This window comes from Stutzerimonas sp. VN223-3 (genome assembly GCF_045999685.1).
GTDB lineage: Bacteria > Pseudomonadota > Gammaproteobacteria > Pseudomonadales > Pseudomonadaceae > Stutzerimonas > Stutzerimonas stutzeri_AR.
The window spans coordinates 724,404-746,233 of the sequence record NZ_RBEC01000002.1; the positions used below are offsets into that span (position 1 = coordinate 724,404).

The window sequence follows — 21,830 nt, forward strand, 5'->3', positions numbered from 1 at the left end:
GCCATTAATAACTTCATTCATGATGCCAATGTAATGTCAATATAATGGCAAAATGATCTTCCTGAATTTGTAAAGTTCCTAGAGAATACGCTGCCCAGGGGACGGATCAGCGAGACTCACCATGGCTGTCAAGCGTAATTCTTCGTTTCGTCGCAACAGTCGCGGTATTAATTCTCAACGGTTTGCACCTAATCGCATTACCGCTGCGTTGATCGCTTCTTTCGGAGCGTTCCCTGTCGGAGCCCTTGCTGGCAACACCATCACCCTGCATAACGGCAGCTATGCCAACCCCAATACGGGCGTTCTGCTCAACGATCTCAAGACCCAGACGACCATAACCGTTTCAGGTGCGGTGACCGATATCACCACTCAGTCGGTGCGCGGTCAGACCGGCTTCAATTCCTTCGGTCGCTTCGAAGTCGACACCGGCAACACCGTTAATCTGCATGTGCCGGGCGGTGCGTCCAACCTCGTCAACCTGGTGCATGACGCCAAGGCTGTGGTTAACGGTACGCTTAACGGCCTGAAGGACGGCAAGATCGGCGGCAATATCATCTTTGCCGACCCGCACGGCATGGTCGTCGGGGCCAGCGGCGTAGTGAATGTCGGATCGCTTACCGTGACCACCCCGAGCACCCAGGCGATGACCGACCTGATGCTCGCCGCAACGGGTGCGAAAGTGGGTGGCGCCAATATGGTCAGCGACAGCGCAACCGCCGATCTGGTCGATGCGCTCAAGGACGGCACCCTGGACCGCTCCTCCAATGGTGCGGTCGAAATCCAGGGCCAGGTCAACAGCAACGCCAGCATTAATCTGTTCGCTGCATCCGCAGTGATCGGTGCTGCCGCTCAGCTCCAAGCAGGCACCGATGTGGCCGCTGCCGTCTTCGCCAGCACCGTGAACGTCGACGACGTCGCCATCGGTGCCGGCGTCGCTCGGGAAAACGGCACGATCAAGATCGTTGCCGCTGACAGTGTGGAGATCAGCGGCGAGCTGGCCGCGTTGATGGCCGACAACAGTGGCGGCAGCGTTCAGGTCAAAGCCGGCAAGCGCGTTGAACTCAAGGGCGACGCCAAGCTGTTGGCCAATGGTGAGTTCAACAAGAACGGCGGTAACGTCACCGTCGAGGCACCGTCGATCACCCTCAGCGATCGAGCCCAGATCAACACCCGCACCACCGGTACCGGCAAGTCCGGGAATATCACCCTGACCGCCAACAGCGACCAGAGTTTTTCCGGCGACGAAGCGCAGACCGTCGAGGAGCTGAAAACCCAGCTAGCCGATCAGGCCAAAGTCATCCTGGCTGCCCACCTGGGCAAGGCCGAAGTGATGATCGGCAAGGACGCCAAGCTCGACGCCGGCCATGCCAACGGCACGGCCAACGCTGGTGACGTTACTGTGACCGCGGTCGGCTTCGACAAGCAGATGAGCGGTTACGCCGATGCGGCGGCCTCCATCGACGTTGCCGGCAGCATCACCGGTCGCGACGTCATCCTGCGTGCGGCCAGCGAATCCCGCGTCACCGGTAGCCTGCTGGGCAGCCTGTTCAGCAGCGACGCATTGGCCGCCGATTTCGCCAAGCTCAAAGAGGCCAACAACTGGAGCGACGCCGAAACCTGGTCGAACATCATCGATACGCTCGGCGATGCCAGCAGCCAGACTGCTCAAGCCACTGATCTGGGCACCCTCGGCCTCGACCCAAGCAACTGGAGCGAACTGGCCGCGCTGTTGCCGTTCCTGACGGCGGCCATCGCCAACGCCGATGCCGATGTGAAGGTCGACTCCACCGCAGTCATCCAATCCTTCCGCGACATCAAGATCCAGGCCGACAGCACCCGCTACGTCGACACTTCCACCGGTGCGATTCCGGGACTCAGCGGCAAGCTGCCGTTTAACCTCGGCGCTGCCTACGGTCGCCTGAGTGGCACCACCCAAGTCGATGTCGCCAGCGGCGCCCGCCTGACCGCTGGCCAGGATCTGGTCATCAACGCGCTGAGCGACAACACCCTCAAGCTCGAGTCGACTGCCACCAATTCCAAGGATGGCGACGGCAAGCAGACCAGCACCGCCGGCTTCGCCTTCGGCATGGCCCACACGGACATCGACACCCTCGCCACGGTGAACAAGGGCGCAGTACTGAGCGTCGGCCGTGATGCCTCGCTGACCGCGCTGACCGAGCAGGAGCTGAGCAACCAGGTCACCTTCAAGTCCATCGGCGAAGGCGCCGTCGGCGGCCCAGCGATCGCGCTGACGCTGTTCGACAGCACCACCCGTGCGGTCTGGAATGCGGACCTTGCCGGCACGCGCAATCTCGACGTGTCGGCCATCAACATGGTCTACGAGCAGAGCAACAGCTCGAGCGTGCAGGCCGGAAAAGCCCTGGAAAATTTCGTCACCACCAAGGCGATCAATACCGCCAAACCGCTTACTGACTACCTTGCAAGCAAGGTAAAGCCGCTGTTCGGGATGAACCCCAATCCCAGCGAAACCAAGCCGACAGAGAGCAAATTCCGCCTCGCTTCGGCGCTGGCCATCGGTATCGCCGATCACGAGGCCGAGGCGATCATCGGCAGCAACGGTACGGCGCCGACCCTGTCGCTGACTGGCGATCTCAGCGTGCAGGCGCTGCAGCAGCAGAGCGCGCTGCACAACTCAGCGGAGAGCACCGTCAACGCCAATGCCGACAAGGACGACGGCACCAAGGTCTCGCTCAGCGTCGCCGCGGTGTACAGCCAGCTGCAGCAGCAAACCCGTGCACTCATTGGCGACGGCAGCACCATCACTGCCGGGCGCATCGGCCTTGGCGCGCAGAATATCCAGCTGCTCGACCTCAACGGCCTGGACCGCTGGGGTTCGCTGAACGACATCTACAGCAACCTCAAGCTGCTCGCCGGCAGCCTGCCAGACGTGCCCGGCATGCTGTCCACCAGCTACGCCAACTCCACCGGCGAAGCCGACAAGCTATCGATGACCGGCTCCTTCTCGGTGCTGATCAACGACCTCGATGCCACCGCCTGGGTCGGCGACAACGTCAAGCTGACCGCTACCAATACCAGCGCGGACAGCTGGAGCAACAAGCCGCTCGATGTGCTCGACAAGCTGTACGACGAAGACGGCGATGAGCTCGACCGCCGCAAGGACCTGCGGGACCTTAGCTGGTCCTGGGCCGGCCCGCTGGCTGTACAAGCCAAGAACGAGGTGCAGCAGCTCGGCATCACCGGCAACCTTTGGTGGTCACTGTTCAACAACAATTCTGACGGCGGCGCGGTCGGTGCCGGCGTTAACGTCCAGGTCTCAGGCAACCAGGCCATTGCCGGCATCGGTGCCAACGGTACGCTCAAAGCCAAACGGATTACGGTAAACGCCGAACAGGACGAGCTGCTGATCGGCATCAGCCCATCGGCGGGCAAGGGCGCCAGCGTCGCCGGCAATGGCGCGGTGGTGGTCAACGTGGCTGATGCCACCGTCCATGCCTCGATCCACAACAGCACCGCCGTCGATGCCGATCAGGTCGGTGTCGAAGCCAATCACAAGCTGGGCATGTGGAGTGCCGCCGGGGCGCTGTCCTCGTCTGAAAACACCGGCGTCGGTGCAAGCGTGGCGGTCAATTACCTCGACACCGATGTGCTCGCGCTGGTTGGTGACAACCGGGCCTGGCGTCCGTCCGACGTGCTCGGTTCAGGGACCAACAGCCTGACCAAGGCCACTTGGAAAGTCGACGAAGTGCTGGTCAACGCCGAGAGCACCGGACAGGTCGGCGCCTTCTCGGTGGCCGGCGCGATGGCCAAGACCGAAGAAGAAAAGAAACAACAGGAAGAGCTGGCGGCAAAGGACGGCGGTGGGGATTCCGGCTCGACGCAACTGGCCAGCGGCCTGGGCGATGCGTTGCTACAAACCCTGACCAACGGAATCTCCGGAGTCACCGATGGCCTCACCGCCGCGAAGACCGAGGCGACGAAGGTCAAGGACACCATCGTCGACGTGCCGGACAAGCTCAAGGGCTACTGGGACAAGTTCACCGGACTGTTCAGCAAGGACAGCGGCGGCAGCGACTCCGGCGGGCAGGAACCCGGCAGCAAGCTGACCCTGGCGATCGCAGGCTCCGGCAGCGTCAACGTGTCCGGACAGAAGACCCGCGCTCATCTCGGCGACATCGTGCTCGATCCGCGTGACCCGGCCAAGGGCAGCAAGGTTACCGTGCTGTCGCTGAACCAGACCAACCAGTTCAGCGGTTCGGGCGCCGGTGCGCTGACCCTGGCGGGCGGCAAGAAGAGCGAATTCAGTTCGGCCATTTCCGGCGCTGTCGCCTACAACCACCTGTTCAACGTCACCGAGGCGCTGCTGACCGGCGCCACGTTGCACAGCAACGACCTGCTCAAGGTGCAGGCGGCCAGCGGTGGCGACCAGATCGCCATGGGCCTTGGGTTGTCGGTATCCACGGGCGGCAACACAAATGTCGCCGTGGCGCTTTCCGGCTCCGGCGCGGTGGTCGCCAATACCACCCGTGCGGCGGTGGAAAGTAGCCGCGTCGAGCAGCGCAGCGCGTCGGTCGACGGCATCGCTGTAACCGCCTACGACCGCTCGCGCCTGCTGATCGGCGGCGGCGCGTTCGCCGGCAGCAATGGCAAGGGTGGCAGCGCCGGCGGTGCCCTGGCGCTGGGCCTGGTGTTAAATAAGTTGCAGGCTGAATGGCTGGGGAGCACGGCGACCGGCTTCAAGCGCCTCGATGTCTCCGCAAACAGTGCCTCGCGTGTACTCGCCGGTGCCGTCGGCGCGGCGATCTCCACCGGGCAGGAAAGCGGCGCCGGCTCCGGCGCACTGTTCGTCGTGGTGATGAACAGCGACGTCACCGCCAAGGTGGACGCCAAGAACGGCAACGCCTCGTCGCTCACCGGCGGTGCGGTGAATGTGAACGCTCAAAGTGTGTCCGGTGCACAGGCGCTGGACAGCCTGTTCAGCACGGCCGCGCAGACCTCGCTGGCCGACGCCGGGCTGGACCTCGATGGTTCGAGCACTACCGAGGGCATCGATGGCCAGGTGGCCACCGACGACGACCTGTTCGATGAAGGTGGCGACGCCGGCACTACCAGTTCACACAACCTGTTCACTGGCGAGCTGGCCGGCGAAGCGGTGCTCGGCATCGCCGGCAACCTCGCAGCCACCGGTGGCAAGGCCGCGGTCGGCGGCGCGTTGGGCGTGGTCTACACCGGCAGCGATTACAGCGCCAGCGTGGCCGATACCGCCATCGACCTGACCGGCGACCTGAATATCGCCGCCAGCAACAATACCGACGTGCTCGCGGCCGCCATCGGCGCGGCCGGTGGCAACGGCACCGCAGTATCCGGTTCGGGCACCATCGTCATCGCGCGCGGCAGTGTCGAGGCCACACTCGACATGACGGGGCGCACGCTCAAGGCCGACGACCTGAGCGTCACGGCGGTGAAGAGCGGTGGCTCCTATTCGCTGGCTGGCAACATCACCGGCAGCAGCCAGAATGCATCGGTCGGCGGCGCCTTCAGCCTCAGTGACATGCAGCAGACGGTCAACGCGGAAATCGCCAACGGCACCTACACCCTGACCGGCGATGCCTCCCTGCGTGCCGGTATGGAGAGCCGCATCATCACCGCCGCATTGTCCGGCGCAGTCTCCGGCAGCGGTGTCGCCGTGGGCGGCGCGCTGACTTACAACCGCATCGCCGATACCACCACAGCGCTGTTGCAGAACGCCAGCATGAGCGCGCGCAACCTGGCCATCGCCGCCAGCCAGCCGAATCTCGGCGCGAGCATCTGGTCGGTCGCTTTCAATCTCGCCGCGGCCGGCGGTAGCGCTGGGGTCGGCGCGGCTGTGGCGGTCAACCTGATCGATGCCGAGCGCACGGCCAAGCTGGCGGATAGCACCGTCAACCTCACCGGCGACGCCACCTTGAGCTCCGCGCTGGATGGCGAAATCTGGGGCCTGGGCGTCGACGCGGCCGGCGGCAACACCGCGGGCGTCGGCGGTTCCTTCGTGGTCAACAATATCGGCGGCAGCGACACCGTATCGGTGGAAAACAGCACGCTGACCACCAGTGGCAGCGGCAAGGCGCTGACCGTGGATGCCAGCGGCGGCAATGGTCTGACCATCGCCTCGCTGACCGGCTCGATCACCGGCGGTGGCACGGCCGCGGTGGGCGGCGCGATTTCGGTCAACCGCATCGGCGCCGACCGTACTGCGTTGGTGAAAGACAGCACCATCAGCGGCTTCTCCAGCGCCAGCCTGCTCAGCGGCGTCGAACAGACGATCTATGCCATCGCGGTGGCTGGCGGCGGTGCGGGTACCGTGGCGGTGAACGGGTCGTCGACCAGCAACATTCTCGAGGGCGACGAGCGCGCGGCCATCGAGGGCGGCACCTTTACCGTCGGCTCGCTGAACGTATCCGCCGCCGAGGGTGAACGCACCATCTGGAGCCTGGCCGGGGCCATCAGCGGCGCAGGCACCACGGCAGTTGGCGTGGCCAATGCCAACAACATCATCCTGGCCAAGCGCGACGCGGAGATCCTCAATGCCACGCTGAACCTGACGAGCTCATTGCTACTGGAAAGCGGCGGGGCGGCACACATTCGTTCGGCGGCGGTCGGTGGCGGTGGTGCGGGCACGGCGGCGGCGGGTGCCTCCATCGCGGTCAATGTCATTCAGGGTGAAGAGAACGCCCTGCTCAGCGGCAGCACGGTCAGCGGCGCCACGGCGGTCAATGTCGAGGTGATCGAGGGTGACGCCGACATCAAGACCCTGGCCGGTAACGTACAGGGCGCCGGTACGGGTGCCGGGGCCGGCGCAGTCGCCGTCAGCACCATCGAGCAGAAGCGTCAGGCCAGGGTCGTCAACAGCCTGCTGACCCTGTCGGCTGCTGCACCAATGGTGGTACAGGCGGCCACTCGCGCCCGCATCGACACCATCGCGGTGTCCGGCGCAGGTGCCGGGACCGGCGCGGCCGTGTTCTCCAACACCAGCAACAATATTGGCGCGGTCACGCTGGCGAGCGTTGAGAACAGTGGCGGCACGGCCGGCAAGCTGAGCCTGCTGAGCAGTGATAGCTCCACCATCAATGCACTGGCCGGCGGCGCCGCCGGCGCTGGCACCGCCGCAGTCGGCGCGGCTACGGCGATCAACCGGGTCGCCAGCGAGATCGAATCCAGGCTGACCGGCAGCAAGGGCACCGGCTGGGGCCTGTCGACGCTGCTGGTGGATGCCGATTCCGCAGCGACCATCCGCTCGGCGGCCATCAGCGGCGGCGGCGCCGGCAACGTCGCGGTGCTCGGCTCGTTCGCCACCAACATCATCCAGACCCAGGCCCGCGCCCACCTCGGCGGCGGCGCCAAGGTCATCGCGCAGAACAACCTCGGCGTCAGCGCCAGCAATATCGACAGCATCATTGGCATTGCCGGCGCCGCGGCCGGTAGCGGCAACGCCAGCGTCGGCGCCTCGGTCACCGTCAACCTGATCGAAAGCCAGACCACCGCCTATATCGACGGCAGCACCACCGAGGTCAGCGCCCTCGGCAAGGACGCCAGCGACACCCTGGAAATCGACAGCGGCGAGCTGCTCAACGCGCCGTCTGACGATCACGAATACTGGGCCAGCAGCGGCCAGTTCAACCCGGTACCGAACCTCGGAATCGGCAAGCGCAACATCACCGGCCTTGCAGTGCAGGCCAGCTCGCTGCAGCAGGTCGGACAGATGTCGGTGACCGCCTCGGCGTCCTTCGTGCCGCTCTACAGCGGCGCCGTCGCCGGCCTGAGCAACACCAGCGTGATCGCCGGCAGCACCAGCGCCTACATCGATTCGGCCAAGGTCAACCAAGCCAGCGGCGCGGGCAGCGCGCAAAACGTGCGCGTCGGCGCCAACAGCCACAGCTTCGGCGCCAGCTACCTGGCCAGCCTGTCGTTCTCGCTGGGCGTCACCGCGTTGTCCGGCACTCTCGACAGCACCGTAATCAGCCGCGAAACCCGCGCTTACCTGCGCGGCACCACGCTGGCCAGCAAGGGTGCCACCGAGGTCAACGCCGGCTCCAGCCAGTACGCCAGCAGCGTGATCGCCAGCGCTGCCGGGGGCATCACCGGTGGCGCCGGCAGCGCCGGCCTGCTGGTGCTCAAGGGCACCACCGAGGCGCTGGTCGATGGCGGCAGTGCGCTGACCGTGGGATCGCTCAAGGTGAAGGCCTCGGCACTGCAACAACTTTCGCCGAACGCCGTGGCCATCGCCGGCGGCGCGGTGGGGGCGGGCGGCACCTTCGTCATGGTCTACAACCAGAGCCAGACCCGCGCCTGGGTCGGCGAAGCGCTGACGGCGCCGTTGACCAACGCCAACACCACGGTGCAGGGCGCCGGTGCGGCGGTGAACATCGAGGCCAGCAACGATACCCGTCTGCTGCTCAACGCGGCCGGCGCCAGCGGCGGCGGTGCCGCACTGGCCGGTTCGGCGGCCATCAGCGTAATCGAAACCACCACCGAAGCCGGCGCCAGTCAGGCCGACTTCGGCACTGACGCAGCCAAGCTCGGCAGCCTCACCGTTAATGCCAAGGACAGCGTCAGGGCGATGAGCAATGCCGGCGCCGTCTCGGTCGGCGGCATGTCCATCGGCGGCAGCGCCAACGTGCTGGTCGCCAACAGCGCCACCCGCGCGCTGTTCGATCGCAGCAGTCTGAAGGCCACCGGCGCGTTCAACGTCAAGGCGCTGCGCGAAGGCGATTTCCAGCTCAACACCGTCACCGCCGGCGCCGGGTCCACCGCGCTCGGTGGCAGCATCGGCCTGTTGCTGCTCGGCTCCGGCTCGACCACCGTGACGGCCGGCGGCCAGACCAGCAACCCGCTGGACGAACTGGACAAGGGCGGTAACGGCACTCTGAGTCAGGCCAACAGCTTGGGCAACGCCGACAAGTCCGGCGATCTCAGCTATCAGGATTACGTGTGGAACTCGACCAGCCAGGAGTACGAGCTGGTCACGGTCAAGGACAGCGCTGCGAAAACCTCGGTCAATAGCAGCAGTAAGAACGATCTGGGTGATCGCTTCAGCGCCACCAGCACGCGCAAGCACGAGACGGTGGCGCGGGTCAGCGACAGCAGCATCTCCGTCGGCGGCGCCAGCGAGGTCAGCGCCCAGGACAAGCTCTACAGCCGGAACCTGGCTGGCAACGCCGTGCTCGGCATGGAGGCAGCCGCCGGTGGTGCGTTCGCCTTCACGCTATCGAATGCACTGGTCACGGCGGAAATCCTGTCCAGCACGCTGAACACCGGCAGCCTCTCGGTGAAAGCCGAAGCGCTGGGCCTGAAGAGCGATCCGGCAGTGACCGTACAGAGCCTGAGCGGCAGCGCGGGCTTCGGCGTCGGCCTTGGCGCCTCGGTCGGCGTCGCGGTGATGAACAACAAGGTCAACACCAATCTTGGCGGCACCCTGACCGCCAGCGGCGCGCTGAATGGCAGCGCCAGCGATACCCAGGCCGTCAAAGTCGATGCACTCGGCGCAGCAGCCGGCGTCGGGGTCGGCGCGGGGTTGGTGCTCGGCGTCGCCGCGCATGACAGCCAGGTCGGCCTCAGCGTCAGCCCGAACGCGGTACTCACCGCCAACAGCATCAACCTGTCCGCCACCTCGGCCGGCCCGGCGACGCTGACTGCACGCGGCGCGGCCGGTGGCATCCTCGCCGGCGTCAATGCCAGCATTCTGGTCGCCCGCGATCAGAGCAAGGCGAAAGTGGAGGTCGGCACCAACGCGCGCCTGCTGGCCAGCAATGGGCTGACGCTGAAGGCGCTGGCGATGCCGAAGGTCAGCGCCGAGGCGCTGGGGGTTTCCCTCGGCGGCTATCTATCCGCCGGTGCCACGGTGATCGATGCCCTGGCTAAGTCCGAAGCGCTGCTCAAGCTGGGCGCCGGTGCGCGCCTGCAGGCGGCGCAAGCCAGCCTCACCAGTCAGGTGGCCCGCAATGGCAATGCCGATTCGGTGAATGTGGACGGCCTCGGTGTGGCCGGCGGTATCGGCGTTTCCGCCAACGCGGTGGTGGCCAAGGCCCGTAACGAGAGCTCCAGCCAGCTGATCAGCACCGACTCCACGGAGTTCGTCGGCGTAGGCAACGCCAGCCAGTGGAGCTTCCTGGCCGCTATCGACATCCGTCAGTACGCGGAAACCACCGGCGCGGCACTCGGCCTGCTCACCCTCGGTGCGCATGTCGCCGAAGCCAGCGCCAACGCCACCACCCAGGCGCTCGTCGGTGGTCGCTTCAGCGGCGGCATCGGCAAACTCAGCGTGGCCGCCAGCGCCTCGGTGGACAACGAAGCCCATTCCACCGCCGGTCAGGGCGGTCTGGTCAGCGGTGCGGCGTCCATCGCCAACACCGATGACAACAGCACCACCAAGGCTTACCTGTACGCGCGCGGCACCGGCAGCAGCCAGTCCAGCCTCGGCGCGGTCACCCTGTCGGCGCTGCATCAGTCGCGCTTCAACGCCTTCGTCAACAGCGTCAATGCTGCGCTGGTCGGCGCCAGCGGCGCCCATGCGCAGAACCGCCTGGACCTGAAGACCAGCGCCGAACTGGCGAGCAATTCCTACCTGACCAGCAGCGCCTACGACCAGAGCGCGCGCGCCGAGGTCACCAAACCCGACAGCGGCTACAACGTCGAATCCGGCTCCGGTGGCGTGGTCGATGCCGCGGCGGCGCTGAGCACCACCACCATCAAGCTGACCACTCAGAGTCTGGTCGGCAGCAACGTGCGCCTGCGCCTCGATGGCGACTGGCGCAACCCGGAACATCTGCGCATCCAGGCGTTCAACAGCGTGTTCGCCCGCGACAAGGTCAAGCTCGACAGCGGTGGCGCCATTTCCATTGCCAAGGCGGTCTCGCAGATCGATGTCAGCCAGGCCAATGCCAAGGTCGACATTGCCAGCAGTGCGGATGTCTACAGCGTCGGCGATCTGATCCTCTCGGCCAGCGGGAACTACGACATCGACGCTCGCGCCAACGCCAAGACTTACGGTTTGGCCGGCGCCGCCATGGGCGAGAGCCTGGCCAGGGTCAGCGCCCAGTACGACGTGCTGGTGGGCAGCAACGCCAAGCTGTTCAGCTATGGCGACACCAAGTTCTATGCCGGCTACAGCGTCGCCGGAACCATGAACAAGGCGACCCTGACCGCGCGCACCGACCTGTGGAACAACACCGCCTTCCCGGTGGTGAACGACCCCGAAGCCGACGCCACCTACATTCGCAACAGCAACGTAACCGTCGCCAGCGGCGTCAGCGCGCGCAGCGTGGGCGACATCTACGCTTATGCCGGCAAGGGCTACAGCGTGCTGGTCGGCCAGGGCGTGGGCAAGGACCTCTACCGTGAAGCAGCCGCAGCGCTGCTCAATGCTCTGGGCGGCAACGTATCGCTGGACATCACCGGCGGCTCGACCAACAACGGCGGCACCGCCACCGTGACGGTCAACGGCCAGTTCGATACCGGCGTCTACAGCAAGCAGAGCCTGCAAATCGACGGGCTGAAGTATTACGTCAACGGAGTCGAGATCAATCCCGCCAACGCTGACAGCATCAATCTGCAGGATTCGGACGTGGTCACCGTCGCGCCGATTGTGTCGAAGATCAGCGACGGCATCACCTACAGCATGCGCAGCGGGGAATACTCGCAGCTGATCAGCTCGCGCATCGAAACGCTGCGCGCGCAGATGGCCAACTACGGCCTGTCGCCGTTCGAGAAGGCCGCCTTCCAGGCGGAGCTGAACCTGCTGCAGCAGACGCTGGCGAAGATTTACAAGCAGATGGGCGGCAACCCAGCCACTGGCTCGCTGCCAGGCCAATTGCAGGTGTGGATCCTCGACGTCGACCCGATCCTGGCGCGGCCGGGCAACATCTATGTCACCGGCGACGCGCTGGTCGGCTCCGGCAAGCTCAACGCACCGGGCGACGCGAAAATCGAGATCGTCAACAACAGCGCCGCTTTCCTCAGCCTCAAGGGGCTGGAAATTCCGGATCGCGAAGGCGGGCAACTGCTGTTCAACGACGTCAAGGTCGGCAGCAACGCCAACATCAACGCGCTGAACAAGACCCTCTCGGGTGCCGGCTTCAGCAGCATCCAGGTTGCCGAGAACTCGCCCAGCCCGCAGATTACCGTCATCAACACCTACAACCCGGCGAACGGCGTCAGCGATGCCGGCGGTTTGAAGGCGCCGGCGCCAGACATCTACGTCAACGGCCAGATACTCAACAAGCGCGGCGAGATCGCCCTGACCGCCGCCTACGGCAGCATCTACGCCAACGCCGACATTCGCGGCCAAACGCTCAAGCTCAGTGCCGGTCAGGACTTCGTCCTCAACAACACCGACGGCTTCACCCATATCGGCGGCGACCCGGCGAAGAACAACAACGGCAGCACGCTGAACGGTTCCGCCTCCAGTACCGTGGCCGGCAACAACGTGGTCATCAACGCGCTGTACCTGAACATCAACGGCCTGGTGCAGAGCGGTGTCGCCGACTGGAAAGTCACCATCAACGATGCCGACCTAGCCAGCCTCAACAGCCTGCGCAACGCTTGGAAGAGCGGCGGCGCGGCCGTCGTGCAACTGGTACAGACCGATGCCCGCACCGGCACCGTGGGCTACAGCTACGACTTCCGCAACGAGAGCCTGGTGCTCGACAAGGTCGAGGTCGCCGGCGGCTACATGGAACTGACCGGGCACATCCTCAGCACCGGCAACGGCCAGCTGAAGGTACTCGACGGCTACAACCAGGTCGCGGTGGTGAACAACACCGGCAGCCAGCTGCGCATCAGCGGCATCGACCTGGGCAGTGGCGTGGAGGGCACGTTGCGGATTAACGATGTCGGCCGCGTGTCCGGCTCCACCGATGGCGTGTGGTCGACCATCTACACCCATGTCGGCGACCAGGTGCAGCGCTACGAAGGCTGGAGCGACGCGGTGAAGACCACCTCGGCCTTCCTCAAGGGCACCAGCAACGGTCGCGACACCACTTACAGCACCACCGCCGGGCGCACCTACGTCTGGCTGCAGGGCCGCGACACCAGCGAGACGACGACCAAGGTCGAGTACTGGGACAAGTTCTGGGACTTCATCCCGACCGGAGACGGCACGCTGCTCAGCCTGGACGTCAAGAAAGGGGATAGCACGCCGATTGCTGGCGCCGAGTACATGGGCTCGTCGCCGTTCTATATCGACTACGCCAAGTTCCCTTTGGGCGACATCGCTACCACGATGCGCCTGGTCAATCTGGCACTGAAGGATCCGAACAACGCCGAGCTGGTCGCCTACCGCAGTTATTACTCGCTCAGCGAAGGCCAGGTGCTGTCGCAGAAGGATCAGCGCTACACCACCGATGCCAAAGAGCTGATCAACGAAAGCATGGGTGGCTACTGCAAGAAACATTTCATCTGGTGTCAGGTGTACCGCACCACGCGTACCCGCGTGTATCTGGAAGGCTTCAAGGAGATCGACCGCTACACCGTTCGCGCCGACTCGCCGATCAATATCAGCTTCATCGGCTATGAGGCCGGCAAGGTCGACCTGACCTCGAACGGCAGCGTGACGATGTTGGGTTCGATCTACAACCAGAACGGTGCGACCAATATCACGGTCAGGAACGGCGGGAGCCTCACCCAGGCCAACGACAGCGCGATGATCGCCGCCAGGGACCTGACCCTGAACGTCGCCAACGGCATCGGCGACAGCATCCAGGCGCTGCGCGTGCAGGTGGGCAACAACCTCTCGGCCTACGCGGCGACGGGCAACATCAACCTGCAAGCGCTCAAGTACACCGCCAACCAGGGCGTCAATCTGAGCCGCCTGGAAGCGGCCAATGGCAACGTCAGCCTGGCGGCGCAGGGCAACATCAGCGCCAACGGTGGCGTGGTGGTAAAGGGCAAGTCGATCACCCTGGACGCGTCCGGCAGCATCGGCAGCAGCACCGCGCTGCTCAACCTCGATACCGGCAGCCCCAGCAGCGACAACCCGGCCCTGCTCAAGGCGTCCGGCACTACCGGGGTGTTCGTCGAGGAAGTCAGCGGCGACCTCTGGCTCGACCAGATCGTTTCCACCGGCGGTGACGTGGCGATCAAGGTCCGCAACGGCGACCTGCTCGACGGCAACAGTGACGTCAGCTACGACGAGCGCGGCCTGAGCGAGTTGCAGGACCTCTGGGACAGCATGGGCCTGACCGGCAGCCAGGCCAGCGCGGCCCTGGCCGAGCAGAAGCAAACCCTGATCGACGCCGGCAACCAGCGCTACGCCCGTTACTGGCAGCTGCGTCAGCTGACCCAGAATCCGGACGGCAGCTGGCAGGCGGCCATCTTCGACGAAAACCAGGCCAAGCTCGGCGCGGCACAAGTCGATCAGCTCAAGGCCTTGGGCTGGAGCGACGCTAAGATCACCGCTGAGCAGACCCGCCGAATCGACGACTACAAGGCGATGAACGCCGAGTTCGGCGCCCAGGCGTACAGCGCGTCCTACCAGTACGCGCTCGAGGCCGGCGACAGCCAGGCGCTGGACAGCACCGCCGCCTGGACCAGTGACCAGCTGCGCTATTCGATCGCCTCCAGCCTGCTCAACCGCGGCAGCGGCTCAAGCGCGACCAACGAGACGATGAACGTCCAGGGCCGCAACGTCAGCCTCGATGCCAACCGCATCGGCAAGCTGCTCGACGCCGACGTGGTCATCGACCTCAGCGGCGGGGCAGCCAGCCTGACCACCGCCCAGCGTGCCGCGCTGGCCGGGGCCGAACAGGATGACATCTACTTCGACGCGTCCAACCCGCTGCGTTTCAGCATCGCCCAGCGCGACGACGTCAACGTCACCGCCACCGGCACCATCAGCGCCACCGCGGACGGCGACATCTACCTGGGCGGCCAGCAGGACTTCAACATCTACAACGTCGACGGCCAGACCGTGCGCATCAAGACCGATGGCAACATCGAAAGCGCCAACGGCGGCAACGTGGTGGTGAAGGGGCATGACGTGGTGCTGGAAGCCGGCAACGGCTCGATCGGCGCCAACGGCGGACTGCACACTCAGGTCACCGGCAACCTGACGGCACGCGCCGACCTGCTGCACCTGATCAACCACGGCAACCTGAGCATTCAGCGACTGACAGGCGTCGATTCGCTGACGCTGAAGGTACTCGGCAACCTGAGCTCCGCCAGCCAGTTGGGCGAGAACCTGCTGGGCGGCGCGGTCAACCTCACGGTTAGCGGCGACGTCGGTAGCGAAGACGATCGCGTGCAGATCGGCACGGGCGGGGTCAACGACGAGATCGTTCTGGATATCGACGGCAACGCCTGGATCGGCGGCCTGCAAGGCACGGCCAGCAGCGCGGGCATTCTGCGCCTGGGCGATGCAACCGTCGGTGGCACCCTGGACATCGGCCAGACCCGCGACCTGACGCAAACCGGCGACTGGAGCCTCGGCGGCCTGTACGCCACCCTCGGCGGCAACTGGACCATGGCTGACGGAAGCTCGGTAACGGCCGCCAACGGGCTGTTCGCCCGGGTCAACGGCGCGGCCACGCTGGCCGACCTGGTCACCACCGGCACCAACGCCAGCCTCGATATCGAGGCCTACACCCTGGCCACCACCTCGGCGGGCAGCACCTGGACTAGCGCCAACACGCTGCGCCTGCGCGGTTATGGCGATATCGGCAGCAGCGCGCTCTACGCCACGCTGGCCGGCCAGAACCTGGACATCGGCAGCACCACCGGGCGGCTCTACGCCAATCTGACGGCCGGCATCCGGGGCGGCTCGCTGGTCACCGCGGGCGATCAGTTCCTGGTGAGCCGAGGCACGCTGGAGCTGACCTCGGTGAGCAGCCTCGCCGGCGCGGTGCAACTGCGTGGTGCCGGGCTGGTGGACATCGCCAGCCTCAGCGCGCGCGACGATCTCGACCTTGCTGGCGCCAGCCTGCGGCTCGGCAATGCACAGAGCCTCGAAGGCGGGCTGCTGATCGACCTCTCCGGCGACCTCGAAGCGGACACCCTGGCCGCCCACGGCAACTGGATGCTCGACGCGGCGAGTGCAACGGTCGGCAGCGCCACCGTTGGCGGCAACGTGCAGCACACCCTGAGCGGCGACCTGCAGTTGGGCACGCTGGACGGCGAAGGCAACTGGAACCTGACGGCGGCCAGCGCCACCATCGGCAGCGCCGACCTGGCGGGCAATGTGGTGCAGACCATCACCGGCGCGCTGGACATGGCCAGCCTCAAGGCGGGCGGCCTGTGGACACTGAACGGCGGCAAGACCACCGTCGACACAGCGAATGTCACCGGTGCCGCTAATCTGACCCTGACCGATCTGCTGACGCTGACCAGTTTTACCGGTGGCAACAGCTGGACCCTTAAGGGCACCAATGCCAACCTCGGCCAGGCGACTGTTCAGGGGCTGTTCGACATGGACCTGAGCGGCGATCTGCAACAGCTGACTCAACTGACCGGCCAGCAAGGCTGGGCGCTCAAGGCGGTGAACGCCAACGTCACCGATGCGGATCTGGTCGGCAACGTACAGCACACCCTGTCCGGCGACCTGCAACTGGGCAATCTGGACGGCGAAGGCAACTGGAACCTGACAGCCGCCAGCGCCACCGTCGGCAGCGCCGACTTGGCGGGCAGTGTGGTGCAGACCATCACCGGCGCACTGGACATGACCAGCCTCAAGGCGGGCGGCCTGTGGACACTGAACGGCGGCAAGACCATCGTCGACACAGCGAATATCACCGGTGCGGCCAGCCTGACCCTGACCGACCTGCTGACGCTGAACAGCTTCACCGGCGGCAACAGCTGGACCCTCAAGGGCACCGACGCCAGCCTCGGTGTTGCCACCGTCCAGGGCCTGGTCGACATGGACCTGAGCGGCAACCTGCAACAGCTGACCCAACTGACCGGCCAGCAAGGCTGGACGCTGAAGGCGGTGAACGCCAACATCACCGACGCCGATCTGGTCGGCAACATGCAGCACACCCTGACGGGCAACCTGCAGCTCGGCACGCTGGAAGGTGAAGGTAGCTGGAACCTGACGGCGGCCAGCGCCACTGTCGACAGCGCCGACCTGGCGGGCAATGTGGTGCAGACCGTAACCGGCGAGCTGAACATGACCAGCCTCAAGGCGGGCGGCCTGTGGACACTGAACGGCGGCAAGACCACCGTCGACACAGCGAATGTCACCGGTGCGGCCAACCTGACCCTGACCGATCTGCTGACGCTGAACAGCTTCACCGGTGGCAACAGCTGGACGCTCAAGGGCACCGACGCCAGCCTCGGGGACGCCACCGTCCAGGGGCAGGTCGACATGGGCCTGAGCGGCGACCTGTTGAAACTGACCCAGCTCAGCGGCCAGCAGGGCTGGACGCTGAAGGCGGTGAACGCCAACGTCACGGATGCCGACCTGGTCGGCGACGTGCAGCACACCCTGAGCGGCGACCTGCAACTGGGTTCGCTGACCACCGACGACGGTGATGCCACCTTCACCCTGGGCAGCGCCACTCGGATCGACGCGTTGGACATCATCGGCGATCTCGACCTGGACGTCACCGGGCCGATGAGCCTCGCCCTGGCTGACGTCAGTGGCAATACCGATCTGACCCACCGCGGTGTCGCCGGCACCCTGCTGCAATACGGCACGCTGAATGTCGACGGGACACTCGCCGTCAGCGGTGCGGGCGACTGGATCGGTGCCACCGCCCACGTCGGCGGCGATGTCACCTACGATGTCGGCAGCGCCGAACTTGGCCTGCTCGACAGCGCCACCGGCGTGCTGTCGCTGAAGGCGGCCGGCCTGTTCGCCGCGGATACGCTGACCAGCGCGCAGCGCTGGGTACGCCTGGACGCCGGCAGTTCCGTTCTCGGCGACGTGACGGCCTTCGATACCCTGACCGTGGAAACCAACGGTGATCTGAGCATCCTCAGTGGCCGCTCGGGTGGGGATCTCAGCCTGACCACCGTCGCCGGCTCGTTGGGTACCATTCGCTTCGGCGTCTTGGCCGATCCGAACGACCCGAACGTGCTGGTGCCGGCGCACCTGTATTCCGATCAGAACCTGTTGGTGAAAACCGACGGAGATGTGTTCGGTGGCAATGCCGAGGCGAAGCAGCTGGTCACGCTGATCGGCCGCAACCTGTTCTTCGGCCGCGCCCAGAGCCTGGACGAAGACGTGTTCCTGCAGAGCACCGGCCTGCTCGACGATCAGCAGGGCAACATCACCGGCCTGTTGGTCGACGCCAAGCGCGACGTGTCGATCATTGCCAACGGCGACCTCAACATGCCGACCGTGAAGTTCGGCGGCACCTACTCGCTGAAGGCCGGGCGCGACCTCACCGTGGGCGTGGGCCGCGACCTCAACGTCAGCGGTTACGCCGAAGCAGGCCGGGACCTGAAGTTCATCATCGCCGGCAAGGTCGACCTCAAGGGCGTGCGTGCCGGTCGCCATGCCAGTATCGAATCGGGTCAGTACATCAATATCGGCGAAAGCGTGACCGCCGGCGGCAATATCACCTTGATTGCAGCCAACGGCGACGTCACGGTCGGCGACGGTATCGTCTCCACTGGCTTGCCGTACGAAGGCCAGATGCTGCACGGCGACGTCGTGGTCAGCGCCTCGGGCAATGTGGTCACGCCGGTAATCAGCGCAGCCAACGGCAAGATCGAAGTCCAGGGCCAGAACCTGCTGATAGACGATCTGCAGGCCAGCGAGCAGATCGACCTGTTGGCGCGCGGCCTGATCAAGGTCGCCGGCACCAGCACGAGCCTGGGCTACCAGCACTGGGATGCGGCGCAGACCATCGACTTCGGCAACCTGCTCGCCGGCGGCGATGGGCGTCTGTCGGCCGGGGGCGATATCGTCGGCGAGCGCATGGAGGCCAGCGAGATCCGAGTCGACGGCCACAGCCTGCGCTTCACCAACCTGACCTCGGGCAGCGACACCGATCTGCAGGCGCGCGGCTTGATCAAAGTCACCGGCACCAGCACGAGCCAGGGCTACCAGCACTGGGATGCGGCACAGACCATCGACTTCGGCAACCTGCTCGCCGGCGGCGATGGGCGTCTGTCGGCTGGTGGGGACATCACCGGCGAGCGCATGGAGGCCAGCGATATAGAGGTCGACGGCCACAGCCTGCGCTTCACCAACCTGAGCTCGGGCAGCGACATCGATCTGCTGGCGCGCGGCCTGGTCAATATCGCTGGCACCAGCCAGAGCCTGGGCTCGCAGCACTGGCACGTGGACGAAAGCGTTTTCTTCAACCGCCTGCTGGCCAACGGCCAGGCGCTGCTCGACAGCCTGATGACCACCCGGGGCAACGTGCTGCGCGCCGACCAGGGCGCGACCGTAAATGCCGGCTGGCGCAATCAGGTAGCGGGCAACGCCGACGTGCTGCTCGGCCAGGTCACTGCACCGACGCTAAGCCTGTGGGCCGGCAACCTGATCCGCGTGGCTGATGCCAATCTTGGGCAGTCCGTTGACCTGCACGGCCAGGACATCGAGCTCTATGGCCGTCACACCGGTTCGGGTCAGCTGAACATGTGGGTGGAAGGTAGCGACGAGGCGCTGGCCCGTCGGTTCACCACGCACCTGAGCGCGGCAGACATCCTTTCTCCACGCCTGTACGCCATCGACAGCGTAATCCGCACCGATGGCAGCCGCATCGATCTTCAGGACGCCATGGGCGTCGACCATCTGTCGCTGTACACCGCAGAAGCCACAGTCATTGCCGATAACCTGACGCCTGCCTATCGCGCCGACGCCGATGTGCAGTTGTACGAGTTGGACAAGGCGTTCCAGCTCAAGCAAGACGCCTTGACCAGTACGACCAGCGCTTATGTGTTGCACCGCAAGTCCACTCACCAAGTGCTGGTGCAGAACTTCAGCGAAGAGCACGCGGTGCAGCCGACGGGGGTGCTGGTACAGGGCGTGAGTGCGGCGCGTTATGTCGAGCAGATGGTCGGCGTGGTGACCGCTCAAACCGCCCAGCAGGCCGCTCAGGCGGCGCAGGCAGCCGCCGCTGCGGCCGTTGCCGCCGCACAGCAAGCGGCCAGCCGCAGCCAGCCGCCGATCAATCAGGGCCCGGTGGACAACCGAGTCAACAGCCAAATGCCTGCCTCGTACGGGGCAACCGGAGCAACGCAGTGGGAGCTTTGAACGTATCGCGATGGCCAGGTCTTGCCGTTGTCGGCCGTTGCGGACTGAATGCGCTGGGGCTCGCTCTGCTGCTGGCCGGTGAAGCGCAGGCCCAGGTGCCGCCGGCCGGCGTGCCGGGGCAGATCGACCCCGGTTTGCAACGCGAGCAGCTGGAGCGCAACCAGCGCCAGCAAGCCATCGAGGAGCGCGCCAGGCGGGTCGTGGTGCCGGCGCTCAAGGGCGAGGCGCCGGATGCGCAGCAGTTGCCCGAGCAGGGCGAGCGCTTCGAGCTCAGCGGCATCAGTTTCAATGCCTCGGTATTCCTGGAGAAGCAAACGCTCGAAGCACTGGCGCGGCCGTACATCGGTCGCCCGATCACCTTCGCCGACCTCAACGCGCTGCTGCGTGAAGTGAACGCTCTGTACGAACAGCAGGGCCAGCTCACCGCCCGGGCGCTGATCCCGCCACAGACACTGAGCGATGGCCGCCTGAGGATCGTGCTGGTGGAGGCGAAAGTCGACCAAGTGATCTGGCAGGGGCAGCCGCCGAAGGTCGACCAGGCGTTCTACGAGGCGCGCATGCCGGTACAATCCGGCGAGACGCTGGACAGCCTGGCGCTGATGAATTCGATCGAGCGCTTCAATGCCACCACGCCGGGACCCCAGGTCACCGCCAGCCTGGCGCCGGGCCAGAGTTTCGGCACCACACGCGTCGAGCTCGAGGCGTTCGAGCCCGGCACCTTTCAGTGGTCGGCCTTCGTCAACAACTATGGCAACGAAGGCACCGGTCGCGAGCAGTACGGCGGAACGGCCACCTGGTTCTCGCCGACTGGCGTGGCGGATGCGTTCAGCGCCATCGTCGTTGCCACCTCCGGTTCGCAGTACGGCAGCCTGCGCTACAGCCGTCCGGTCAACCGCTACAACGGCATCGCCTATGTCGAGGCCGGGGCCAACACGCTGGAAATTCAGACCGGGCCGTTCGCCGCGTTGAACATCGAGGGCGAGTCGCAGACCTACGGCCTGGGTTACGACCAGCCCTGGTGGATCGATCGCCAGTGGTTGCTGCTCGGCGGCCTTGGCTGGAATCACCAGGAATCCGAGACCACCATCGAAGGGCTCGCGCTCAGCGAAACCAGCGTCGACGAGATCGTGCTCAAGGGCCAGTTCGAATACCGCGCGGCACCGTGGTATGCGCGCTATGAACAGCGCATCCGGCAGGCCAACACCGACAACCAGGTCACCGGCGAAAGCGGCAGCTACCAGCTGCTCAACGGCACGGCCTACCTGAGCCGCTCGTTGGCGGAGCAGCGGTTTGAAGTCGTGGGCCGCCTCGGTTGGCAGTACGCCAGCGATACCGAAACGCTGCCGTCCACCTTGCTCTATCAGTTCGGCGGCATCAGCAGCGTCCGTGGCTACGATCCGGGCGTGATCGCTGCACCACAGGGTATGACGCTGAATCTTGAGGCCTACTGGAATTACAGCGAGCGGTGGCAGCCGTTCGTGTTCTTCGACTACGGTCGCGCCATGGAGCTGGGCACGGCGGACGTGGACCTCGACAGCATCGGCGTCGGGCTCAACTTCAACTGGGGCAAGCACCTGAGCGTCAGCGTGGTTGCCGCCAATACTCTCACCGACGTGGTGCCTGACCAGGATAGCGGACAAGTCCTGGCGCAGATTACCCTTCGCTAATCGCTTCACGG

2 protein-coding genes are annotated in these 21,830 nt (G+C 65.5%); both read left to right on the forward strand.

Annotation, left to right across the window (positions count from 1 at the left end; translation table 11 throughout):
• Positions 1-121: 121 nt before the first annotated feature.
• Positions 122-20,152, forward strand: a complete 20,031-nt coding sequence (locus tag D7241_RS12175) for a leukotoxin LktA family filamentous adhesin (RefSeq protein ID WP_408101743.1) — start codon at positions 122-124, stop codon at positions 20,150-20,152.
• Positions 20,140-21,819 carry a ShlB/FhaC/HecB family hemolysin secretion/activation protein gene (locus D7241_RS12180; protein ID WP_408101744.1) on the forward strand — a complete coding sequence of 560 codons (1,680 nt, stop codon included), beginning with the start codon at positions 20,140-20,142 and terminating at the stop codon, positions 21,817-21,819. Before D7241_RS12175 ends, D7241_RS12180 begins: the two co-directional genes overlap by 13 nt.
• The last annotated feature ends 11 nt before the right edge of the window (positions 21,820-21,830 follow it).

What these genes read in the sequence shown, in the direction of transcription:
- D7241_RS12175 (WP_408101743.1), top strand. Translation starts at nt 122, where the DNA reads ATGGCTGTCAAGCGTAATTCTTCGTTTCGTCGCAACAGTCGCGGTATT.